This window comes from Massilia arenae (assembly GCF_008014745.1).
In the GTDB taxonomy this organism is placed as follows: Bacteria; Pseudomonadota; Gammaproteobacteria; order Burkholderiales; family Burkholderiaceae_D; genus Telluria; species Telluria arenae.
Genome location: NZ_VPFD01000001.1, coordinates 84,473 through 103,209, shown reverse-complemented (window position 1 = coordinate 103,209; position 18,737 = coordinate 84,473). Strand labels below are relative to the sequence as shown.

The 18,737-nt window shown below is 66.9% G+C and carries 16 protein-coding genes; 3 read left to right on the top strand and 13 right to left on the bottom strand.

What is annotated here, in order from left to right:
- Positions 1 to 7: 7 nt before the first annotated feature.
- Positions 8 to 694 (top strand): Bax inhibitor-1/YccA family protein, encoded by a 687-nt coding sequence (locus tag FVD38_RS00490; RefSeq protein WP_123071980.1) that lies wholly within the window; start codon positions 8 to 10, stop codon positions 692 to 694.
- Positions 695 to 740: 46 nt separating this feature from the next.
- Here FVD38_RS00490 and FVD38_RS00485 read toward each other — a convergent pair whose 3' ends face one another.
- The 8 genes from FVD38_RS00485 to FVD38_RS00450 form a co-directional block, all read right to left on the bottom strand.
- The gene (locus FVD38_RS00485; RefSeq protein WP_229493317.1) at positions 741 to 2,333 is read right to left on the bottom strand and encodes a PQQ-dependent sugar dehydrogenase; all 1,593 of its coding nucleotides are present in this window, start codon (positions 2,331 to 2,333) and stop codon (positions 741 to 743) included.
- On the bottom strand, positions 2,334 to 3,707 hold the full coding sequence (gene rlmD, locus FVD38_RS00480; protein WP_147933044.1) for a 23S rRNA (uracil(1939)-C(5))-methyltransferase RlmD: 1,374 nt from the start codon (positions 3,705 to 3,707) through the stop codon (positions 2,334 to 2,336).
- Between the two features lie 128 nt (positions 3,708 to 3,835).
- Entirely contained in the window at positions 3,836 to 4,858 is a 1,023-nt protein-coding gene (gene rpoS / locus FVD38_RS00475) for an RNA polymerase sigma factor RpoS (protein ID WP_123070867.1), read from the bottom strand.
- A gap of 7 nt (positions 4,859 to 4,865) precedes the next feature.
- Complete coding sequence (locus FVD38_RS00470; protein ID WP_147933043.1) at positions 4,866 to 5,738, bottom strand: peptidoglycan DD-metalloendopeptidase family protein; 873 nt, start codon at positions 5,736 to 5,738, stop codon at positions 4,866 to 4,868.
- A 54-nt stretch (positions 5,739 to 5,792) separates the two neighbouring features.
- Positions 5,793 to 6,647, bottom strand: coding sequence for a protein-L-isoaspartate(D-aspartate) O-methyltransferase (locus FVD38_RS00465; protein WP_147933042.1), 855 nt, complete (start codon positions 6,645 to 6,647; stop codon positions 5,793 to 5,795).
- Entirely contained in the window at positions 6,644 to 7,393 is a 750-nt protein-coding gene (surE, locus tag FVD38_RS00460) for a 5'/3'-nucleotidase SurE (RefSeq protein WP_123070864.1), read from the bottom strand. The genes FVD38_RS00465 and surE overlap by 4 nt, the downstream gene beginning before the upstream one ends.
- Positions 7,394 to 7,819: 426 nt before the next feature.
- A complete protein-coding gene (locus FVD38_RS00455) occupies positions 7,820 to 10,279 on the bottom strand; it encodes a tetratricopeptide repeat protein (protein ID WP_147933041.1) in 2,460 nt (819 codons plus the stop codon).
- A gap of 8 nt (positions 10,280 to 10,287) precedes the next feature.
- Positions 10,288 to 10,896 (bottom strand): toll/interleukin-1 receptor domain-containing protein, encoded by a 609-nt coding sequence (locus tag FVD38_RS00450; protein WP_147933040.1) that lies wholly within the window; start codon positions 10,894 to 10,896, stop codon positions 10,288 to 10,290.
- Positions 10,897 to 11,073: 177 nt separating this feature from the next.
- Here FVD38_RS00450 and FVD38_RS00445 point away from each other — a divergent pair, with 177 nt between their 5' ends.
- Entirely contained in the window at positions 11,074 to 12,048 is a 975-nt protein-coding gene (locus FVD38_RS00445) for an NADPH:quinone oxidoreductase family protein (RefSeq protein ID WP_147933039.1), read from the top strand.
- A 15-nt stretch (positions 12,049 to 12,063) separates the two neighbouring features.
- Here the strand turns inward: FVD38_RS00445 and yoaA are convergent, their stop codons facing one another.
- Both yoaA and FVD38_RS00435 read right to left on the bottom strand, forming a co-directional pair.
- The gene (gene yoaA, locus FVD38_RS00440; RefSeq protein WP_370660620.1) at positions 12,064 to 14,112 is read right to left on the bottom strand and encodes a DNA repair helicase YoaA; all 2,049 of its coding nucleotides are present in this window, start codon (positions 14,110 to 14,112) and stop codon (positions 12,064 to 12,066) included.
- A gap of 31 nt (positions 14,113 to 14,143) precedes the next feature.
- Positions 14,144 to 14,344 carry a YdcH family protein gene (locus FVD38_RS00435; RefSeq protein ID WP_005666222.1) on the bottom strand — a complete coding sequence of 67 codons (201 nt, stop codon included), beginning with the start codon at positions 14,342 to 14,344 and terminating at the stop codon, positions 14,144 to 14,146.
- Positions 14,345 to 14,525: 181 nt separating this feature from the next.
- On the opposite strand from FVD38_RS00435, the gene FVD38_RS00430 reads away from it, so the two are divergent.
- Positions 14,526 to 15,311, top strand: a complete 786-nt coding sequence (locus FVD38_RS00430) for a PP2C family protein-serine/threonine phosphatase (RefSeq protein WP_147933038.1) — start codon at positions 14,526 to 14,528, stop codon at positions 15,309 to 15,311.
- A gap of 7 nt (positions 15,312 to 15,318) precedes the next feature.
- On the opposite strand, the gene FVD38_RS00425 is transcribed toward FVD38_RS00430, so the two are convergent.
- From FVD38_RS00425 to lpdA, 3 genes are all read right to left on the bottom strand, one after another.
- Positions 15,319 to 16,017: a hypothetical protein gene (locus tag FVD38_RS00425; RefSeq protein ID WP_147933037.1), complete on the bottom strand. Its 699-nt coding sequence runs from the start codon at positions 16,015 to 16,017 to the stop codon at positions 15,319 to 15,321.
- Positions 16,018 to 16,031: 14 nt separating this feature from the next.
- Positions 16,032 to 17,129 carry a cell division protein ZapE gene (zapE, locus tag FVD38_RS00420; protein ID WP_147933036.1) on the bottom strand — a complete coding sequence of 366 codons (1,098 nt, stop codon included), beginning with the start codon at positions 17,127 to 17,129 and terminating at the stop codon, positions 16,032 to 16,034.
- 157 nt (positions 17,130 to 17,286) lie between these two features.
- Positions 17,287 to 18,723: a dihydrolipoyl dehydrogenase gene (gene lpdA / locus FVD38_RS00415; protein WP_147933035.1), complete on the bottom strand. Its 1,437-nt coding sequence runs from the start codon at positions 18,721 to 18,723 to the stop codon at positions 17,287 to 17,289.
- Positions 18,724 to 18,737: the final 14 nt, after the last annotated feature.

Here is an 18,737-nt window from a genome sequence, read left to right as displayed (position 1 = left end):
GCACTATATGTACCCTAGTACCCAACAGCAAAGTACCATCGACCTGAGCAAAGGTGGTCAGGCCACGCGTAACAAAGTGTTACGCAACACGTATTGGCTGCTGGCGCTGTCGATGATTCCTACCGTCCTGGGCGCCTTTACCGGCATCTCCCTGGGCATCGCATTCACCGGCATCATGGGCTTCGTCATCTTCCTCGCGGTTGCCTTCGGCTTCATGTGGGCGATCCAGAAGAACAAGGATTCCGGCCTGGGCGTCGCCCTGCTGCTCGGCTTCACCTTCTTCATGGGCCTGATGTTGGCGCCGCTGCTGACCCACACGCTCAATTACTCGAACGGCGGCAGCCTGATCATGACCGCCTTCGGCGGTACCGCCGCCGTGTTCGCCGTGATGGCCAGCATCGCCACCACCACCAAGCGCGACTTCTCGGGCATGGGCAGCTGGCTGATGGCCGGCGTCGTCGTCCTGCTGCTGGCGGTCGTCGCCAACATCTTCCTGCAGATGTCGGTGCTGTCGATCGTGATCTCGGTCCTGGCGATCGGTATCTTCTCGGCCTTCATCCTGTATGACGTGCAGCGCATCGTCAACGGCGGCGAGACCAACTACGTCACCGCCACCCTGTCGATCTACCTGAACGTGTTCAACATCTTCACCAGCCTGCTGCGCCTGCTGGGCATCGTGGGCGGCGACGACTGATCGATCGCTGTTTCTCGATAAGAAACCGGCCTGCGGGCCGGTTTTTTCATGGGCGCGTCAAACGCAGCAGGCTGGCATCGACGCCATCGGTCAGGACGTAGATCGCGCCGTCCGGGCCGACCTTGACGTCGCGCAGGCGCTGATTCAGTTCTGCCAACAGCGTCTGCTGGCCGACGATCCTGCCGCCATCGCGCACGACGCGGTGCAGGGCGCGGCCGCGCAGTGCCGGCACCAGCAGGTCGCCGCGCCATTCGGGGAACTGGTCGCCGCGATAGACCGCGAGGCCGCCAGGTGCGATCGATGGCGTCCATTCCAGCAGCGGCGCCTCGAAGCCGGCCAGGCGGCTGAAGGGCGTCACGCGGCCGAACGGATAATCGATGCCGGCCGTGACGAGCGGCCAGCCGTAATTCTTGCCCGCCACGATGCGGTTGATCTCGTCGCCGCCACGCGCGCCGTGTTCCGTCAGCAGGAGTTCACCGCTGGCCGGATCGACTGCGATGCCCTGCGGGTTGCGGTGGCCGAGGCTGTACACCTCGGGCGCGGCGCCGGGGCGGCCGATATAAGGATTGTCGGGCGGCGCCTTGCCGTCGCGGTCGAGCCGGACGACGGTGCCGAGGTGATTGGCGACGTTCTGCGCTTCTTCACGGCGCCAGTTGCCGTCGCCGACCGTCAGCACCAGCGTCTGATCGGGCAGGAAGGCGATGCGACCGCCGTTGTTGCCGGCGCGCGGCTTCGGCGTGGAGCTGAACAGGACACGGACGTCTTCCAACCGGTCATTCTCCAGCCTGGCCCGCGCCAGGCGCGTGCCATTGGCGCCCTCCTCGCCATGGCCCATTGTCAGGTACAGCAAACCATTGCGCGCGAAGGCGGGATCGAGGGCGACGTCCATCAGGCCGATCGTGCCGCCACGCTGGAACACGGACGGCAGGCCGCCGGTGGCGATCGGCGTCTTCGCGCCATCCCTGCCGATGACCAGCAGGCGCCCGGCCATCTCGGTGACGAGCAGGCGGCCGTCCGGCAGGAAAGCCAGCGACCACGGCCGATCGAGTCCCTTCGCCACGGTCTCGACCCGGTAAGTGGCGAGATCGACCGCCTCGAGCTTGTCGGCCGCGCCCGGCGAGGTGAGGAGGAAGAGCGCCGCCGGGACCAGGGCCATCAGCGCCGCCGCCAGCACCTGGCGCCGCGGGCCTGCGGCCTGCCGCGCCGGCGATGTCATGCGGGCATAGACCAGGCCGCCGGCGATGCCGCTCAAAGCCATCAGCGCATGCTCTAGTCCACCGCGGGTCGCGGCGATCGCCGGCATGGGAATGACGTTGAGCATCAACCAGAATGCCGCCCACAGGCCGGCGACGGCGGCCACGACGAATAGCGGCATGCGGCGCGCCGGCCCGATCATGTGCCCAAGCGCATGCGCGACCAGCATGGCCGGCAGCAGCGCCGCGAACGAGATCCCGATCATGACAGGGCCGAAGCCCGCCAGGTCTTGCAGGGTGGTCCAGGCCCGCAGCGACAGAGGAATCGCCGCGCCGAGCGCGGTGAGTTCGCCGAGATTGACCTGGGTCTGGACCAGGCTGGCGACCATCCCGGTCGCGACGGCGGCGGCCAGCAAGGCTGCCGCGTGGCGACCGAGCTGCCTCAATCAGGCCACCGCGTCAGCTGCCGGCACCGGCTTGGCGCCCAGCTCGAACACGCCGATCGACTCGACGTGCGAGGTATGCGGGAACATATTCACCACGCCCGCCTTCTTCATCACATAGCCCGCCTTGTGCACCAGGATGCCGGCGTCGCGCGCCAGGGTCGACGGGCTGCACGACACATAGACGATGCGCTGCGGCATCAGGTCTTCATGGGTCTCGCGCAGTTCGGCCAGCGCCGTCGCCAGCGCCATGGCGCCGTCGCGCGGCGGATCGACCAGCATGCGGTCGAACCGGCCGAGCGCCACCAGGTCGTCCTTGGTGACTTCGAACAGGTTGCGGGTCGAGAACGAGGTTTTTTCCGCCAAGCCGTTGGCCTTGGCATTGTCCAGCGCGCGCGTGGTCAGCGCCGTGCTGCCCTCGATGCCCACGACTTCACGCGCCTGGGTCGCGAGCGGCAGGGTGAAGTTGCCCAGGCCGCAGAACAGGTCGGCCACGCGGTCTTGCGGCTGCACGTCGAGCAGGCGCAGCGCCTTCGCCACCAGCACCCGGTTGATCTGGTGGTTGACTTGCGTGAAGTCGGTCGGCTTGAACGGCATGCGGATGCCGAATTCCGGCAGCGTGTAATACAGCTCCTTGCCCAGCGGGTAGAACGGATGGGCAGTGTCAGGGCCTTTCGTCTGCAGCCACCACTGGATGCCCCACTGGTCGGCGAAGGCTTTCAACAGGGTTTCATCGGCGCCCGTCAGCGGTTCCATAATGCGCAGCACCATCACGGTGCTTTCCTCGCCGATCGCCACTTCGATCTGCGGCAGGTTGTCGTAAATCGACAGGCTTGCAATCAGTTCGCGCAGCGGCACCAGCAGGCGCGCGACGTGGTCGGGCAGGATCTCGCAGGTGGTGATGTCGGCCACGAAGGACGAGCCGCGCTCGTGGAAGCCGACCAGGATGCCGCCCTTCTTCGCCACGTGGCGCACCGACAGGCGCGCGCGGTAGCGGTAGTCCCAGGTCGGGCCGTACATCGGGCGCATGATCATCTCGGCCTTTACTTTGCCGATGTGCCACAGGTTGTCTTCCAGCACGCGGCCCTTCATCGCCACCTGGGCGCCCGGCTCCAGGTGCTGCATCGAGCAGCCGCCGCAGACACCAAAATGCTGGCATTTCGGCTCGACCCGCATCGACGAGGCACGTTGCAGGGTGACCATGCGGCCCGCTTCCCAATTCTTTTTCTTGCGCGTCGTCTCGAAGCTGACGCGTTCGCCAGGCAGCGCGCCTTCGACGAAGATCACCTTGCCTGGCGAGCCGTCCTCGTTCTCGAGGTGGCCCACGCCGCGCCCGTCCATGTCGAGGGATTTGATGTCGATGAAGATTTCTTGCATGGTGATGAGAAAGTGGAGTGAAGGCAGGGAGCTGGCCCTGGCTGGCGGCGCATGCTTCAAAGGCCGCGCAAAAAAGAACGGCGGATGATAGCAAGGAATCGAAGTGGACGCTACCGCAGGCCTTGTCGTTACAGCAATGAATCGCGCACCACGCCGCGCGCCGCCATCGCGCGCTTGAGCTTGACCAGCGCCTCCTGCTGGATCTGGCGCACCCGCTCGCGCGTCACACCCATCTCCTCGGCCAGCGTTTCAAGCGTCGCCGGATCGTCGTTGTCGAGGCCGAAACGGCGGGTGACGACCAGGCGCTGCTTGTCCGGCAGCCGGGTCAGCCAGTCGCGCACCAGCAGCGCCACCTCTTGCTGCTCGGCGTGGGCGTCGGGACTGCCTTCGCCGTCGTCGGGCAGCATGTCCATCAGGCTCGATTGCGGATCGTTGTCGAGCGGCGCATCGAGCGAGGTCGCGTGCTCGGACAGGGTCAGTATGTCTTGCACTTCCTCGACCGGGCGGCCGACCAGGCTGGCGATGTCCTCGCTCGAGGCTTCCTTGCCGTCGTGCTTTTGCGCTTCGAGGTGGTATTTGGCGCGCAGCACGCCGTTGAGCTCGCGCACCATGTGCACCGGCAGGCGCACGGTGCGGGCCTGGTTCATGATGGCGCGCTCGATGCTCTGGCGGATCCACCAGGTGGCGTAGGTGGAGAAACGAAAGCCGCGTTCGGGCTCGAACTTGTCGATGGCGCGCATCAGGCCGATATTGCCCTCCTCGATCAGGTCGAGCAGGACCACGCCGCGGTTGATGTAGTGCTTGGCGATCGAGACGACCAGGCGCAGGTTGTGCTCGATCATCTTCTGGCGCGCGCCGAAGTCGCCGGCCTTGGCCAGCGTGGCGAAGTGGACCTCCTCGACGGCCGTGAGGAGCGGCCTGGCGCCGATCTGGTTCAGGTAGTGCTGGGTGGTGTCGGTCGCGAGCTCGGCCTGCAAGACCTTGCGCAGCTCGTCGACCGTCTCGACGCTGGCGTGGCGCGCGAGCGGCTCCTGGTCGGCCGCGCCGTCGGCACGGTCGGTATCGTCATCAGCATGCACGCGCTCGCTTTCCGGCTCATCCGGAAACTCATCCGTATCGTCCTGGTCCAGCGAGTGCGGCGGCTGCGTCATACCGTTCCTAACGAACGGGCAAGAACCTCGTCGGGTCGACCGGCTTGCCCTGCTGACGAATCTCGAAGTGCAACTTGACGGCATCGGCGTCGGAGTCGCCCATCTCGGCGATCACCTGGCCACGGCTGACGTTGTCGCCCTCCTTGACCACGATCTTGCGGTTGTGGGCATAGGCGGACAACAGGCTGTTGCTGTGCTTGACGATGACGAGATTACCATAACCGCGGATGCCGCTGCCAGCATACATTACCTTGCCCGAACTGGCGGCAACCACCGGCTGGCCCAGCTTGCCGGCGATGTCCAGACCCTTGTTGCGGCCATCGTCGAAGGTGGCGACGACGCGGCCTTCGGACGGCCACATCCAGCTCAGGCGCGCTTCGTCGGCAGCAGCCGGGGTGGCCGGTGCGGCCGGCGTGGCCGGTGCGGTAGCCGGCGGCGTGGTGGTGGTGGTGGCCACCTTGCCATCGGTGTAAGGCGTCTTGTCGGCGCGCGGCTCGGTCTTGCGCGGCACGCTGGCCGACGGCGGCATCGGCACAGGCTGGGTCTGGATATTGGCGCTGCGCTCGCCGCCGGGCTGGCTCACGCGCAGCACCTGGCCGACCTTGATGTCGTCCGGATTGGCCAGGTTATTCCAGGTCACCAGGTCACGGTAGTTTTCGCCGAAATCGAGGGCAATGCGCAGCAGGGTGTCGCCCTTGCGCACGGTGTACATGCCGCGCTCGTCCTGTTTCGGCGCTTCTTCCACGCGCGCGGGCGCTGGCCGGCTTGGGGCGGCGGTGACAGGGCGCTCGACGACCGGCGCCTGGCGGGTAGTGGTGGAACAACCGGCCACGAGGCCGATGAGGATCGTCAGGAGGGCTAAACGCGGTGCTTGTGTCATTGGCATTCTATTGTCTTATCGGCGTACGGCGGGCCTGGCGGCCCTTCTTGGGTTTTAGATGGTGCCTGGGCGCAGCGGCACGAAGTGGCACGCTTCCAGCGTTTCGCTGGTCCACTCGGATTTGCCGGTGCGGGTAATACGGTGCAGGTGCTGCACCTGGGCGCCGACCGGCGCCACGAGATGCGCGCCGATGGCCAGCTGCTCGAGCAAGGCCCGCGGCACCTCGAGCCCGGCGGCGGCGAGGATGATGCCATCGAAAGGCGCGACCTGCGGCAAGCCTAGCATACCATCCCCATACTGCAAACGCAGGTTCGATATCCGCAGCGGCCGCAGATTGGTCTTCGCGAGCTCATGCAAGGGCTTGATGCGCTCGATCGAATACACGTCCTTGGCGACGAAGGACAGGACCGCGGCCTGATAGCCGCAGCCGGTGCCGATTTCGAGCACTTTGCCCAGCTCGCCGCCGGCTCGCATCACTTCAATCATGCGGGCGACAATATACGGCTGGGAAATCGTCTGGTTATGGCCGATCGGCAGCGAGGCGTCGACATACGCCTGGCCCGACATGGCCGGTTCGATGAACAGGTGGCGCGGCACCGTTTCCATCGCCATCAGCACTTTCGGGTCGCTCACGCCCTGGCGCGCGATGCGGCCCACCATCGCGCGGCGCACCGCCTCGCTGGCCGCCAGGTCGGAACGCTGGGCGGCCGGCGCACTGCTCGTCACCTGCACATAGCCGGGCGCGCGCGGCGCCGGGCCGGGGGACGGCGGCGTCCTGGCGCCGGTATAGGTGGTGGCGTTGCGGGTCGCGGTCTGCGGCGTCTGCACCGGCGCCGGCGTGCCGGGCTTGCGCACGCCGCTCGTCACCGACGACAGCGGCAGCGGGAAATTCGGTCGTGCATCCTTCATGCCAGGCCTCCCGCCAGCAGCGCCAGCTGGGTCTTGTGGGTCAGGTCGATCTGCAGCGGCGTGATCGATACGCGGCCCTGCGCGGTCGCGTGGAAGTCGGTGCCCTCGCCCGCATCGCGGCAGGCGCCGGGGGCGCCGATCCAGAAGATCTCGCGGCCGCGCGGATCCTCTGCGCGGATCACGGGCTCGGCCTGGTGCCGGCGTCCGAGGCGGGTCGGCGTCAGCGGGCCGATCTCCTCATACGGCAGGTTCGGGATGTTCACGTTCAGCAGGAAGGGCTTGGGCAGCATGTCGAAGCCGCCGGCGGCGAAACGCTCGACGATGTCGCGCGCCACGCGGGCGGCCGAATCGACGTGAGCCCAGCCGCCATGCACCTGCGAAAAGGCGATCGCCGGCAGACCGAACAGGAAGGCTTCGGTGGCGGCGGCGACAGTGCCGGAATACAGGGTGTCGTCGCCCATATTCTGGCCATTATTGATGCCAGAAACCACCAGGTCGGGCGGCGCATCGGACATGCCGGTCAGGGCGATGTGCACGCAGTCGGTCGGCGTTCCATTGGTGAAATAGAAGCCGTTGGCCGATTTGTAGACCGACAGCGGCCGGTCCAGGGTCAGCGAATTCGAGGCGCCCGAGCGATTGCTGTCGGGTGCGACGACGACGATGTCGGCGATCGGCGCGAGCGCGTCCGCCAACGCCTGCAGCCCAGGCGCCAGATAACCGTCATCGTTACTGATCAAGATTCGCATGGCGGAGATTTTACCTGAAGCAACGCCCGTATCGACGCCCGGCAGCAGAAATTCACGCCCGGATTTCATAATCCGGGACAGTCGATGGACCGTCTGATAACAGTGAAGCGGTCATGCGACAGTTTACTGGACAGGCTGACAAGCTCGACTGGAATCGGCCAATGCCGTATTTACAAGTTGCTTGTCAACAGGGTAAGTCTGGGCATGGCGAGGGAAAGCGACGGCAAGTCAGCGCAGGCAGATGCGAGGCCGGCGAGCGCCGGCATACGGGCGCCGGCATGCGGGCGCTGGCATACGGGCGCTGGCATACGGGCGCCGGCACACGGGCGCCAACGTACGGGTGCGGGCATCAGAGAGCCGGCATACGAACGCCGGCGCAAGCACTTGCCCGGAGCGGCGCCGGGCGTCAAGGCTGGCGCAGCGCCGTCAGCGCATCGCCATCGGATTGTCGCGCGCCGCCTCGATCAAGGCTCCTTCGAGCAGCGACACTTCGTCCTGGGTGAAGGACAGCAGCGCGTCCTTGTCGCCCTCTTGCAGATAGACCTGCTTGATCATGGCGGCGCCGCGCCGGCGCAGCGGATGGGCGGCGCTGGGCCTCAGCACCGAGGTGCGCAGGCTGTCGGCCAGCGCCCTGGCCTCGCCCGGACTGCTGCTGTCGATCAGGCTCTGCAACTGGGTCAGCTTGTGCCCCAGGTTGTCGGCCGCGTGGCCGGTCTCGGCATGCTCGCGCGCGGCCGCATGCGCGTGCTGGCCGCGCGCCGCAACGCCGTCCGCCGCAGGCTGGGACCGCGGGGTAGTCCCCACGTCGTCCGGGAGCAGTCCGGCGGTTGACGCCCCGGCCTGGGCTCGCATCCGCTCAAGCATCTGCGCCTGCACGGCATCGTCCGGCGCGCCGCCGAACGCCGGCGCGCCTTCGACTTCGCGCAGGTGCTGGCGCAGCTCGGCCACCTGTTCGCGCAGGCGGCGCGCGGCTTCAGCCTCGCCCTGCTGGCCCAGGGTCGAGGCCAGCCGCAGCTGCATATTGAGCGTTTCGGGATGGCCGGCCCCGAGGTGCCGCTCGCGCGTGCGCGCCAGCGATTCCTGGATGCTGCGCACCGCCGCCAGGTCGCCCTGGGCGGCCAGGATCTCGGCCAGCGCCTCGCGCGCCGACAGCGTGCCGGCGGCGTCCAGGCCATCGTGCCGTTCGCGGGCCCGCAACACCGATTCGAGCATGCGCCGCGCGTTGCCCAGTTCGCCCGTCTCGCCCAGCAGCAGCGCCAGCCGCTGTCCGCAGCGCAGGGTGTCGGCATGCTCGCCGCCCTGGCGCCGGCGACGGGCGTCGAGCACCCGTTCGAGCACGATGCGGGCGTGTTCGAGTTCGCGCTGCTGCATCAGGCTGTGGGCAAGGTCCTCGAGGCAGTCGAGCGTGACCAGGTGTTCGGCGCCGAGCGCGCGTTCGCAGGTAGACACCACCTGTTCGTGCAGCGCCAGCGCCCGTTCGCCCTCGCCCAGCGCGGCCAGCACCCGCGCCAGCTGCGAGCGCGCCGCCAGCGTCTCGGCGGCTTCCGCGCCGGCCTTGCGCGCGCAGGCCTGGACCAGCAGGTCGTAGTGGCGGCGCGCCTCTTGCACGGCGCCGCTGTCGAGCAGGAGCGCGGCCAGCGCGGCGCGGCCCAGTCGCGTGGCCGCATGGTCGTCGCCGAGCAGGCGCTCGCGCAGCACCAGGCTTTCTTCGAAACAGGCGCGGGCTTCGTCGCGGCGCCGCTCGCGGCGGCACAGTTCGCCCAGCCGGACGAGGTGGTCGGCCAGCTGCGGCGAACCGATCTCGTCGTCGCCGCCCAGCCTGCGCGCCTGCGCGACCGCGGCGCGCAGGCGCACTTCGGCCAGCGACTGCCAGGGGAAGCTCCCCGGCGCCAGCCATTCGGCCAGCAGCGCCGCATGGCGCGCCAGCGCACGGCGGTCGCCGGCCGGGCCGGCGGTGGACAGGGCGTCGGCCAGCGCCAGCTGGGTCTCGTCGAACCAGCTGTCGAGGTTGACGCGCGACCAGCCATAACTGGCGCGCAGCAGCGCCTCGAAGCGCGGCTGGTAGCCCGGCAAGCCGTGGCGCGCATCGCCGCGTCGCCAGCGCGCATGCGGATCGCTGCGCGCGCCGTCGGCGCTGCAGGCCAGCGGATAGAGCAGCAGCGGACGCTGTTCGTCTACATGGGTGCAGCGGTAATCGATGGCACGCCGCAGCACGCCTTCGATGCCTTCGATGCTGCCCGGCGCCGGCGTGAACAGGCCCACCAGGCGGTCGGGCACGAGGGTCGTGCACACGCTGACGGCAGACGAGCGCCCGGCGGCGGTGGCGACCAGCACGTGGCCGAAATGCTGCGCCAGGCGCGCCGCGAAGCGGCGAAACAGCGCCGGACAGGCGTCGAACAGGGCTGTGTAGTCGAGCCGGCCGGCGCGTTCGGCATAGCTGTCGTCGAAGCGTCCGGCGCGCAGCAGGTAGAGCGGACGGCGGCCGTCGGCGCGTTCGAGATAGGCTTGCCAGCCGACGCCGTCGATCACGCGGTCGGCCAGTTCCTCGCCGCGGCCGGCGGTGTTGCGTAGCCGGGCGCGGCAGGCTTCGAAGAATTCGAGCAGGCCGGGCCGGGCGGCGTCGCCCGCGTCGTCGTCGGCCGCATGCGCGGAGACAGGCATGACGGCAAACGGTTCATCGGCCGGCATCGCGAAATGGCGGTGCAGCGCCGGCGCCTCGAGATCCCAGTCGATCACCAGCACCGGCGCCCCGGCGTCCCCACCCGCCAGCTGCAGCGCCAGCGCCGCCAGCACGGCATTGCGCGCCGCCCCGCCCTCGTAGGCATAGAAGCTCGTCACCGCGCCGGGCATGGCCAGCGGCGGGAGCGAGATACCTTGTTGGTCCATATGGCTCCTCATTCTTTTGGAAACGTCAGTTCTGGGACATCGCGCCATTCTGGTGGGACAGCGGGAAGCACGAATTGGTTGCAGTCGTGGTCGATCGGGGTATGCTTTTTTTGACATGCATAATGGGCTGCGATCCGCTTGACCATTTTGTCAATATCCGGCAAGAAGTCTGGATTCGACATGAGATCGGGCGTGGCCATCGTGTAGTGCGAAAAGTCGACGTAGAAGCGTGCGTCGCTGATCTGGGGCGGCAGCGATTCGGGGTGGCGCGTCATGACCACCGGGATGATCAGGCGGCTCGGCAGCGTGTACCACTTGCCGCGCTCGGCCTCGATCAGGCGCATGGCCTCGTACTCGCGCCGCGTGTAGGCGTGGGCCTCGTACTTGGGCGTGTAGATGAGGATCATGCAGACGCTCTCGCACATGGCGCGTGCGATCTTGCTGTCCAGATCGTCGCCGCCGCCCAGCTGCTCGGTATCGATAAACAGTTCGTCTTCGTTGTCGAAGTAGGGTTCGAGATAGCAGCGCAGGGCGTCGGCCAGGGCCGACTTGAAACGCTGCATCAGCGCGTGTCGGCCGTGGGCATAACTGAAGAAACAACCGTAACGGATTGCCATGCTTGTCCTCTTGTGCCGGGCGCGCGCGGCGTCCACATCCCAAGACTCTAGCGCGCAGTCCCCTGCGGGCTTTGCGGACGGACAAGCGGACACGGGCCTTACGGACGAAGATTCGCTCTCTTTCTTAAGGCATAATTCGCCCCGCCAATAACTGCGCCAATAAACTGTGAGGAAGCAATGAAAGCCGTACGCTGCACCGCTTGGGGACCGCCAGACAGCCTGGTGCTCGACAACTTGCCGGAGCCGGTCGCCGGCCCTGGCGACGTCGTGGTGGACGTGAAGGCGGCCGGCGTCAATTTCCCCGACGTGCTGACGGTCCAGGGAAAATACCAGGTGCGGCCTCCCCTTCCCTTCACGCCGGGCAATGAATTCGCGGGCGTGGTGCGCGCGGTCGGCGCAGGCGTGGACGACTTCGTTCCCGGCCAGCGCGTGATCGGCTTCACCCGCACCGGCGCCTTCGCCGAGCAGGCCGTGGCGCCGGCAAGCGCCTTCCTCCCCATGCCGGACGATATGGACTTCGACGTCGCCGCCGCCATCACGCTCACCTATGGCACCTCGTACCACGCGGTCGCCGACCGCGGTGCCTTGCAGCCGGGCGAGACGATGCTGGTGCTGGGCGCGGCCGGCGGCGTGGGCCTGGCGGCGATCGAGATCGGCAAGGCCCTCGGCGCGCGCGTGATCGCGGCCGCGTCCAGCGACGAGAAACTGGCGGCGTGCAAGGCGCATGGCGCCGACGTGCTGATCAATTATGAAACCGAGGACTTGCGCGAAGCGATCCGCGCCGCCACCGACGGCAATGGCCCGGACGTCATCTACGACCCGGTCGGCGGCAAGTACAGCGAACCGGCGCTGCGCTCGATCGCCTGGCGCGGGCGGCATCTGGTGGTGGGCTTCGCGGCCGGCGAGATCCCGCGCCTGCCGTGGAACCTGATGCTGCTGAAAGGGGCGTCGGTGGTGGGCGTGTTCTGGGGCGACTTTACCCGCAAGGAGCAGCAGGCGCACCTGGCGGCGATGGCGCGCGTCACCGGCTGGATATCGGAAGGAAAACTGAAGCCGCTGGTGTCGGCACGCTACCGCCTTGCCGACACCGCGCAGGCGCTGCAGGACATGGCGGCGCGCAAGGTGATCGGCAAGGTCGTCATCGTGCCCTGAGCGGGCAGCGAAGAATCAGGCGACGTTCTCGTCCGCCTCCTCGACCGGACGGAAGAACTGGATCACTTCTTCCTGCACCCGGGTGCGCTTGAACGACGGCAAACTCTGCCAGATGCGGCGGCCATAGGGCTTGGTGATGATGCGCGGATCGCAGATCATCAGCACGCCGCGGTCGTCGACGTCGCGGATCAGGCGTCCGGCGCCCTGCTTGAGGGTGATGATTGCCTCGGGCAGCTGGTGGTGCATGAAGCCGTTCATGCCCTGCTTTTCCATCACCTCGATGCGCGCGGCCAGCACCGGATCGTCGGGCGGCGCGAACGGCAGCTTGTCGATGATCACCAGCGACAGCGCCTCGCCGCGCACGTCGACGCCTTCCCAGAAGCTCTGGCTGCCGACCAGCACCGCATTGCCGGCATTGCGGAAGGAATCGAGCAGTTCGGTACGGCCGCGCTCGCCCTGCACGAATAGCGGGAAATCCCAGCCGCGCTCGGCGAACTCCGTGCGCAGGCGTTCGGCCACTTTATTCACTGCGCGGATCGTCGTGCACAGGAAGAAGGTGCGGCCGCCGGCCGCCTCGATCACCGGCAAGGCAGCATCGACCACGGCGTCGGTGTACACGGCCGCCTGCGGCTCGGGCAAGCCGGTCGGCACGTACAGGATGCCCTGGTTCTCGTAGTCGAACGGGCTGGGCCAGGTCTTGGCCGGCTCGCCGGTCAATCCCAGCTGATCGGAGAAATGCTTGAAGTCGTTCTTCACCGCCAGCGTGGCCGAGGTGAAGATCCAGCTGCGCGGCGTGCCTTCGCGCTGGTTGGTGAAGATCGGCGCGATCGACAGCGGCGTCTTGTGCAATTGCAGCGAGGACGAGAAGGCCTCGGCCCACAGCACGGCCTGCTCGTTGGCCGGCGCCTTGTGGTCGGGCTTCCAGGCATCAAACGAGGCGGCCAGCTCGTGCGCACGCAGGCGGCAGGCCTCGATGGTTTCGGCGCGCGCGGCGTTTTCTTCCAGCACCGTGATCATGCCGGCGATCTCTTCTTTCAGCTTGTCCAGGGCCGGGAAGAACTGCGACGTCGGCATGATCTGCGGCAGCGACAGGCGCAGGTTGCCGTCGCCGAAGGACAGGCGCAGGTCGCGCGCAGCCTTCTCGACCACGGTCACCACCTTGGCCCAGTCCGGGCCGCCGCGCGCATGGGCCAGGCCCTCGGCCAGCACGTCGCGGCACAGTTCCAGCACTTGCGAGGTCGACACCGACTGGCCGAAGAACAGGGTCGCGACGTCGGGCAGCTGGTGCGCCTCGTCGAAGATGATGGTATTGGCCGACGGCAGCAGCTCGGCCACGCCGGTATCCTTCAGCGCCACGTCGGCGAAGAACAGGTGGTGGTTGACCACCACCACGTCCGCCTGCTGCGCTTCCCTGCGCGCCTTCATCACGAAGCAGTCCTGGTAGTACTGGCACTCGGCGCCCATGCAGGTGTCGCGGGTCGAGGTGACCAGGTTCCACACGGTGGCGGTCTCGGGCACCTTGGCCAGCTCGGCCTTGTCGCCCGAGCTCGTCATCTTGATGAAGCGCGAGATCTCGCGCAGGTGGCCGACGTCGTCGCGCGAGGTCAGGCGCCCGTTCTGCAAGGTACGTTCGAGATGGAAATGGCAGACATAGTTCGAGCGGCCCTTGAGCAGGGCGACCGAGACCGGCGCGCGCAAGGCGGCCCGCACGGTCGGGATATCGCGCAGGAACAATTGGTCTTGCAAGTTCTTGGTACCGGTCGAGACGATGGTCTTGCCGCCCCACAGCAGCGCCGGGACCAGGTAGGCGAAGGTCTTGCCCGTGCCGGTGCCGGCCTCGGCCATCAGCACTTGCTGGTCGGCGATGGCCTGGGCCACGGCCTTGGCCATCTCGGTCTGCGATTGGCGCGGCTTGAAGGTGCCAACGGCCGGCGCGAGCGGGCCGCCCGCACCGAACAGGCGATCGACGTCGGCGTCGTACTTGCCGGCGGGAGCCTGGGTTTCCGGGGCTGCGGGAGCAATAGTCTCCACCGCATCCGGAGAAGCAGAAAGTTGGTCGGTCAAAATACGTGGTTTCGTTGAGCCTGGGAATGAATCAGGCGGGGATATCGGGTACCAGCTGCATCTTCAGCAGCGTAATATGATCTTTGAGCTGCAGTTTACGCTTCTTGAGGCGGCGCAGTTGTAACTGGTCGGCATGACCGTCCGCCGTCAACAGGGAGATCACGGCATCGAGGTCGCGGTGTTCCACATCGAGTTCGATAATACGGCGCTGGATGTCCTGGACGTCGGTCATAGTGGATGCAATTACGGGAAAGAATGGCGAAAAGCGCCGGCCAGGGCGGGCGCTCCGGATGTTGCTGCATTGTTGCTACAAGATTAACTTGCAAGCTGGTGGCTTCTCGGTGCATAGTTTAATCGAGGCGGAGGTTGCCGCCAACAAAGAATGGCGTTAGCGTGCCGGAAAACACGGATTTATGACTTCTTACAAGATCGAAGCGGGCACCGCGCAACATATCGGAAACCGCCCCCAGCAGAACGACCGCGCCGCCCTGTTCACCGGCGCCCGCGCGCCCGGCTACGTGCTGGCGGTGCTGTCGGACGGGGTTGCCAGCCCGGCCGGGGCTGACCAGGTCTTGCACACGGCGCGCCAGGTCTTCGACGCATTCAAGCCCGGCGACCAGCCCGGCATCGAGCGCCTGGCCCAGCTGCTGCACGAGATGATCAGCGAGACCCACACGGTAATCAAGATGAACGCCGTGGCCACGCAAGCCGAAGTCCACGCCAGCTTCGTCGGCCTGGTGATCAGCCCGCACGGCGAGGCGGTCTGGGCCCACGTGGGCGATTCGCGCCTGTACCGCTTCGAGCACGGCAAGTGCGCAGTGCGCACCAGCGACACCGCCTACGTCGAGCACCTGGTCGGCAGCGACCGCCTGCCGCCGGACGCGGCGCGCAACCACCGCCGCTCCAAGCTCTTGCTCAATGTATTGGGAAACAGCCGCAAGGAACCCTTCGTCACGACCGGCAGCCACACGGGCCTGGCGGCGGGCGACAGCTTCTTGCTGTGCTCGGACGGCCTGTGGCATTTCTTCACTGACGCCGAGCTGGCGGCCGTGACCGCCAAGGCGACGCCGCGCCAGGCGTCCGAGATGCTCATCAACAAGGCCACCGAACGCTCGCAAGGCAAAGGCGGCAACTGCACCATGGTCATCGTGAAGCTGGTCAAGCCGGCGCAGGATGGGTCCTTCGCCGGCCCGAGGTGACCCCGCCTTAGTTGGTCGGCGCCGGCTGGCCGCCGTTGGTCCGCTTGGCTTCCTCGGCCGCGCGCTGCGCCGCCTTGGCTTCGCGTTCGGCCACGCGACGCGCCACTTCCTTCTGACGCTCTTCGGACTTGCGGCGGCGCTCTTCATAGGCCGCGACATTGGCCGCGCGTTCGGCGGCTTCCTTCTCGGCGTTCGCCGCGCTTTCCTGGGCGCGCTGCTGGCTGCGCACCACGCGCGATTCGCCCGGCTTGGCGCGCGGTGGCGGCAGCGCGGCGGCGGCAGGATCCTTCACCGGCGGCGGCTCGGCCGCCAGCTTGGCTTCTTCTTGCGCATAGGCGGCGTCGGCGTCGGCGATCGCCTTGTCGCGCTCGTCGACCTTGAGGCGGCGCAGATAAAGCGAGGCCTCGATCTCGATCGCGCGCTGCGTCACCAGGGCCGCGCGCCGCACTTCGCGGGCTTCGTCCAGGCAGCGGTTGACGAAGAATTTGTCGTAGCAGACCACTTCGCGATCGGCATAGCGCGCCTCGATCGCGGCGCGTTCGGCGGCGACCGCGGCCAGGCGCCCTTCGGCCTGTTCGACCGAGGTGGTCGGCGCCGGCGGCGTTTCTTCCTGCACCAACTCGGTGTTCGAGCACGCCCCCAGCAGCAGCGTCAGGGAGATGGCGGCGGCGATGGCGGTAAGGCGCAGCATCGGTTGTCTTGTCATGGTGTTCCTTTCGATCATGCAATGGCGTCGGCCGCGCCGCGCCGTTCGGCGAGCAGGTACTCGCGCGACTGCATCTCGATGATACGCGATACGGTCCGGTGGAATTCATTCGCCAGCTGGCCCGTGGTGTACAGCTCTTCCGGCTCGACCGCGGCCGACATGATCAGCTTGACCTTGTGGTCGTAGAACACGTCGATCAGCCAGGTGAAGCGGCGCGCCTCGGACGACTGGGCCGCCGACATGGCCGGGATGCCGGACAGGACCACGGTATGGAACTGGCTGGCCAGTTCCAGGTAGTCGTTCTGCGAGCGCGGACCGCCGCACAGGGTGGCGAAGTCGAACCAGATCACGCCGCCGGCGCGGCGCAGCGCGCGGATCTCGCGCTTTTCGATGTGGACGATCGGCGATTCGTCGGCGGTATCGGCCACCTTGGCATAGGCGTCGCGCAGCGCCTTGTCGGACGCCGCGTCGAGCGGCGTGTAATAGGCCTCCACCTGTTCCAGCGCGCGCTTGCGGTAGTCGTTGCCGGCGTCGACGTTCAGGACGTCGAGTTTCTGCTGCAGCAGCGCGATGGTGGGCAGCATGCGGTCGCGGTGCAGGCCGTCCGGATACAGGGTCGACGGCTCGTAGTTCGAGGTCATCACGAAGCTCACGCCGTTGTCGAACAGGGCCTTGAGCAGGTTGTACAGGATCATCGCGTCGGCGATGTCCGAGACGTGGAATTCGTCGAAGCAGATCAGGCGATATTTCTTGGCGATGCGCTTGGCCACTTCGTCGAGCGGATCGGCCACGCCCTTCAGTTCATCCAGCTGGCCATGCACGGCGCGCATGAACTCGTGGAAGTGCAGGCGCGTCTTGCGCACCACCGGCACTACCAGATAGAACGAATCCATCAGGAAGGATTTGCCGCGCCCCACCCCGCCCCACATGTAGATGCCCTTGGGCACGTCGGGCCGGTTGATCAGGCGCTTGAAAGCGGACGACCGCTGGGCCTTGTAGTGGACCCAGTCGTCGTACGCCTGTTGCAGGCGGTCGACCGCCATTTGCTGCGCCGGGTCGGACTTGAAGCCGCGCTCGTTCAGCGCGTGCTGGTAATACTCTTGAACGTTCATATCAGTGCCGCTAAGTGTTGCCGCAAAAACGTAGGGTGGACGGGTCCCCCGTCCACGCGTTCAACGAACGGCAGCGTGCCACGGAGGTGGCCATGCGCGCGTGGAGTGAACGCGTGGACGGCGGAGCCGTCCACCCTACGATGTGATCCGCTTCGAATTAGAAGTTCAGCGAACGCTTGTCGACTGCCAGCGCGGCTTCCTTGGTCGCTTCCGACAGCGACGGGTGCGCGTGGCAGATGCGGGCGATGTCTTCCGACGAGGCCTTGAACTCCATCGCGACCACGGCTTCCGAGATCAGCTCGGAGGCCATCGGGCCGACGATGTGCACGCCCAGGATTTCATCGGTCGTGGCATCGGCCAGGAACTTGACCATGCCCGAGGTGTCGCCCAGCGCACGCGCACGGCCGTTGGCCATGAACGGGAAGGTGCCGGCCTTGTACTGCACGCCTTCGGCCTTCAGCTGCTGCTCGGTCTTGCCGACCCACGCGATTTCCGGCGAGGTGTAGATGACCCAAGGGATGGTGTTGAAGTTCACGTGGCCGTGCTGGCCGGCGATGCGCTCGGCAACCGCCACACCTTCTTCTTCGGCCTTGTGCGCCAGCATCGGGCCGCGCACGACGTCGCCCACCGCCCACACGCCCGGCAGGCTGGTGCGGCATTCGTCGTCGACCACCACGAAGCCGCGCTCGTCGAGCTGCAGGCCGACGGTCTCGATGCCGAGGCCGTTGGTATTCGGCACGCGGCCGATCGAGATGATCAGGCGGTCGAACACAGCCGTCGAGGCGGCGCCGGTCGAATCCGTATATTCCACGGTGACGTCGTTGGCGCCCTTGGTGATCGCGCCGATCTTGCAGCCCAGGTTGATCTTCAGGCCCTGCTTGGTGAACAGCTTGTGCGCTTCCTTGGCGATCTGCTCGTCGACCGCGCCCAGGAAGGTCGGCAGGCCTTCCAGCACCGTGACGTCGGCACCGACACGGCGCCACACACTGCCCATTTCCAGGCCGATGACGCCGGCGCCGATCACGCCGAGCTTACCCGGCACGGCGTCGATCGCCAGTGCGCCGGTGTTCGACAGGATCAGTTTCTCGTCGAATTCAGCGCCTGGCAGCTGACGTGCGTTCGAACCGGTCGCCACGACCACGTTCTTGGCGGTGATAGTGTCGGTGGTCGGGCCGCTGACGTTGATGGTGTAGCCCGCATCGCCTTCCGCCTTGCCTGCGAAAGCGCCGCGGCCGTGGAAGAAGGTGACCTTGTTCTTCTTGAACAGGAACAGGATGCCGTCGTTGTTCTGCTTGACGATGGTGTCCTTGCGCTTGAGCATGGTCGGCAGGTCGAGTTCGAGGCCCGAGACCTTGATGCCGTGGTCGGCGAAGGCGTGGCCGGCGTGCTCGAAGTGTTCCGACGATTGCAGCAGCGCTTTCGACGGGATGCAGCCGACGTTGGTGCAGGTGCCGCCCGGGGCAGGCTTGCCGGCGGCATTGCTCCACTCGTCGATGCAGGCGGTCTTGAAGCCCAGCTGGGCAGCGCGGATGGCGGCGATGTAGCCGCCAGGACCGCCGCCGATCACGACGACGTCAAATTGTTTATCGCTCATTACTTTGATTCCTT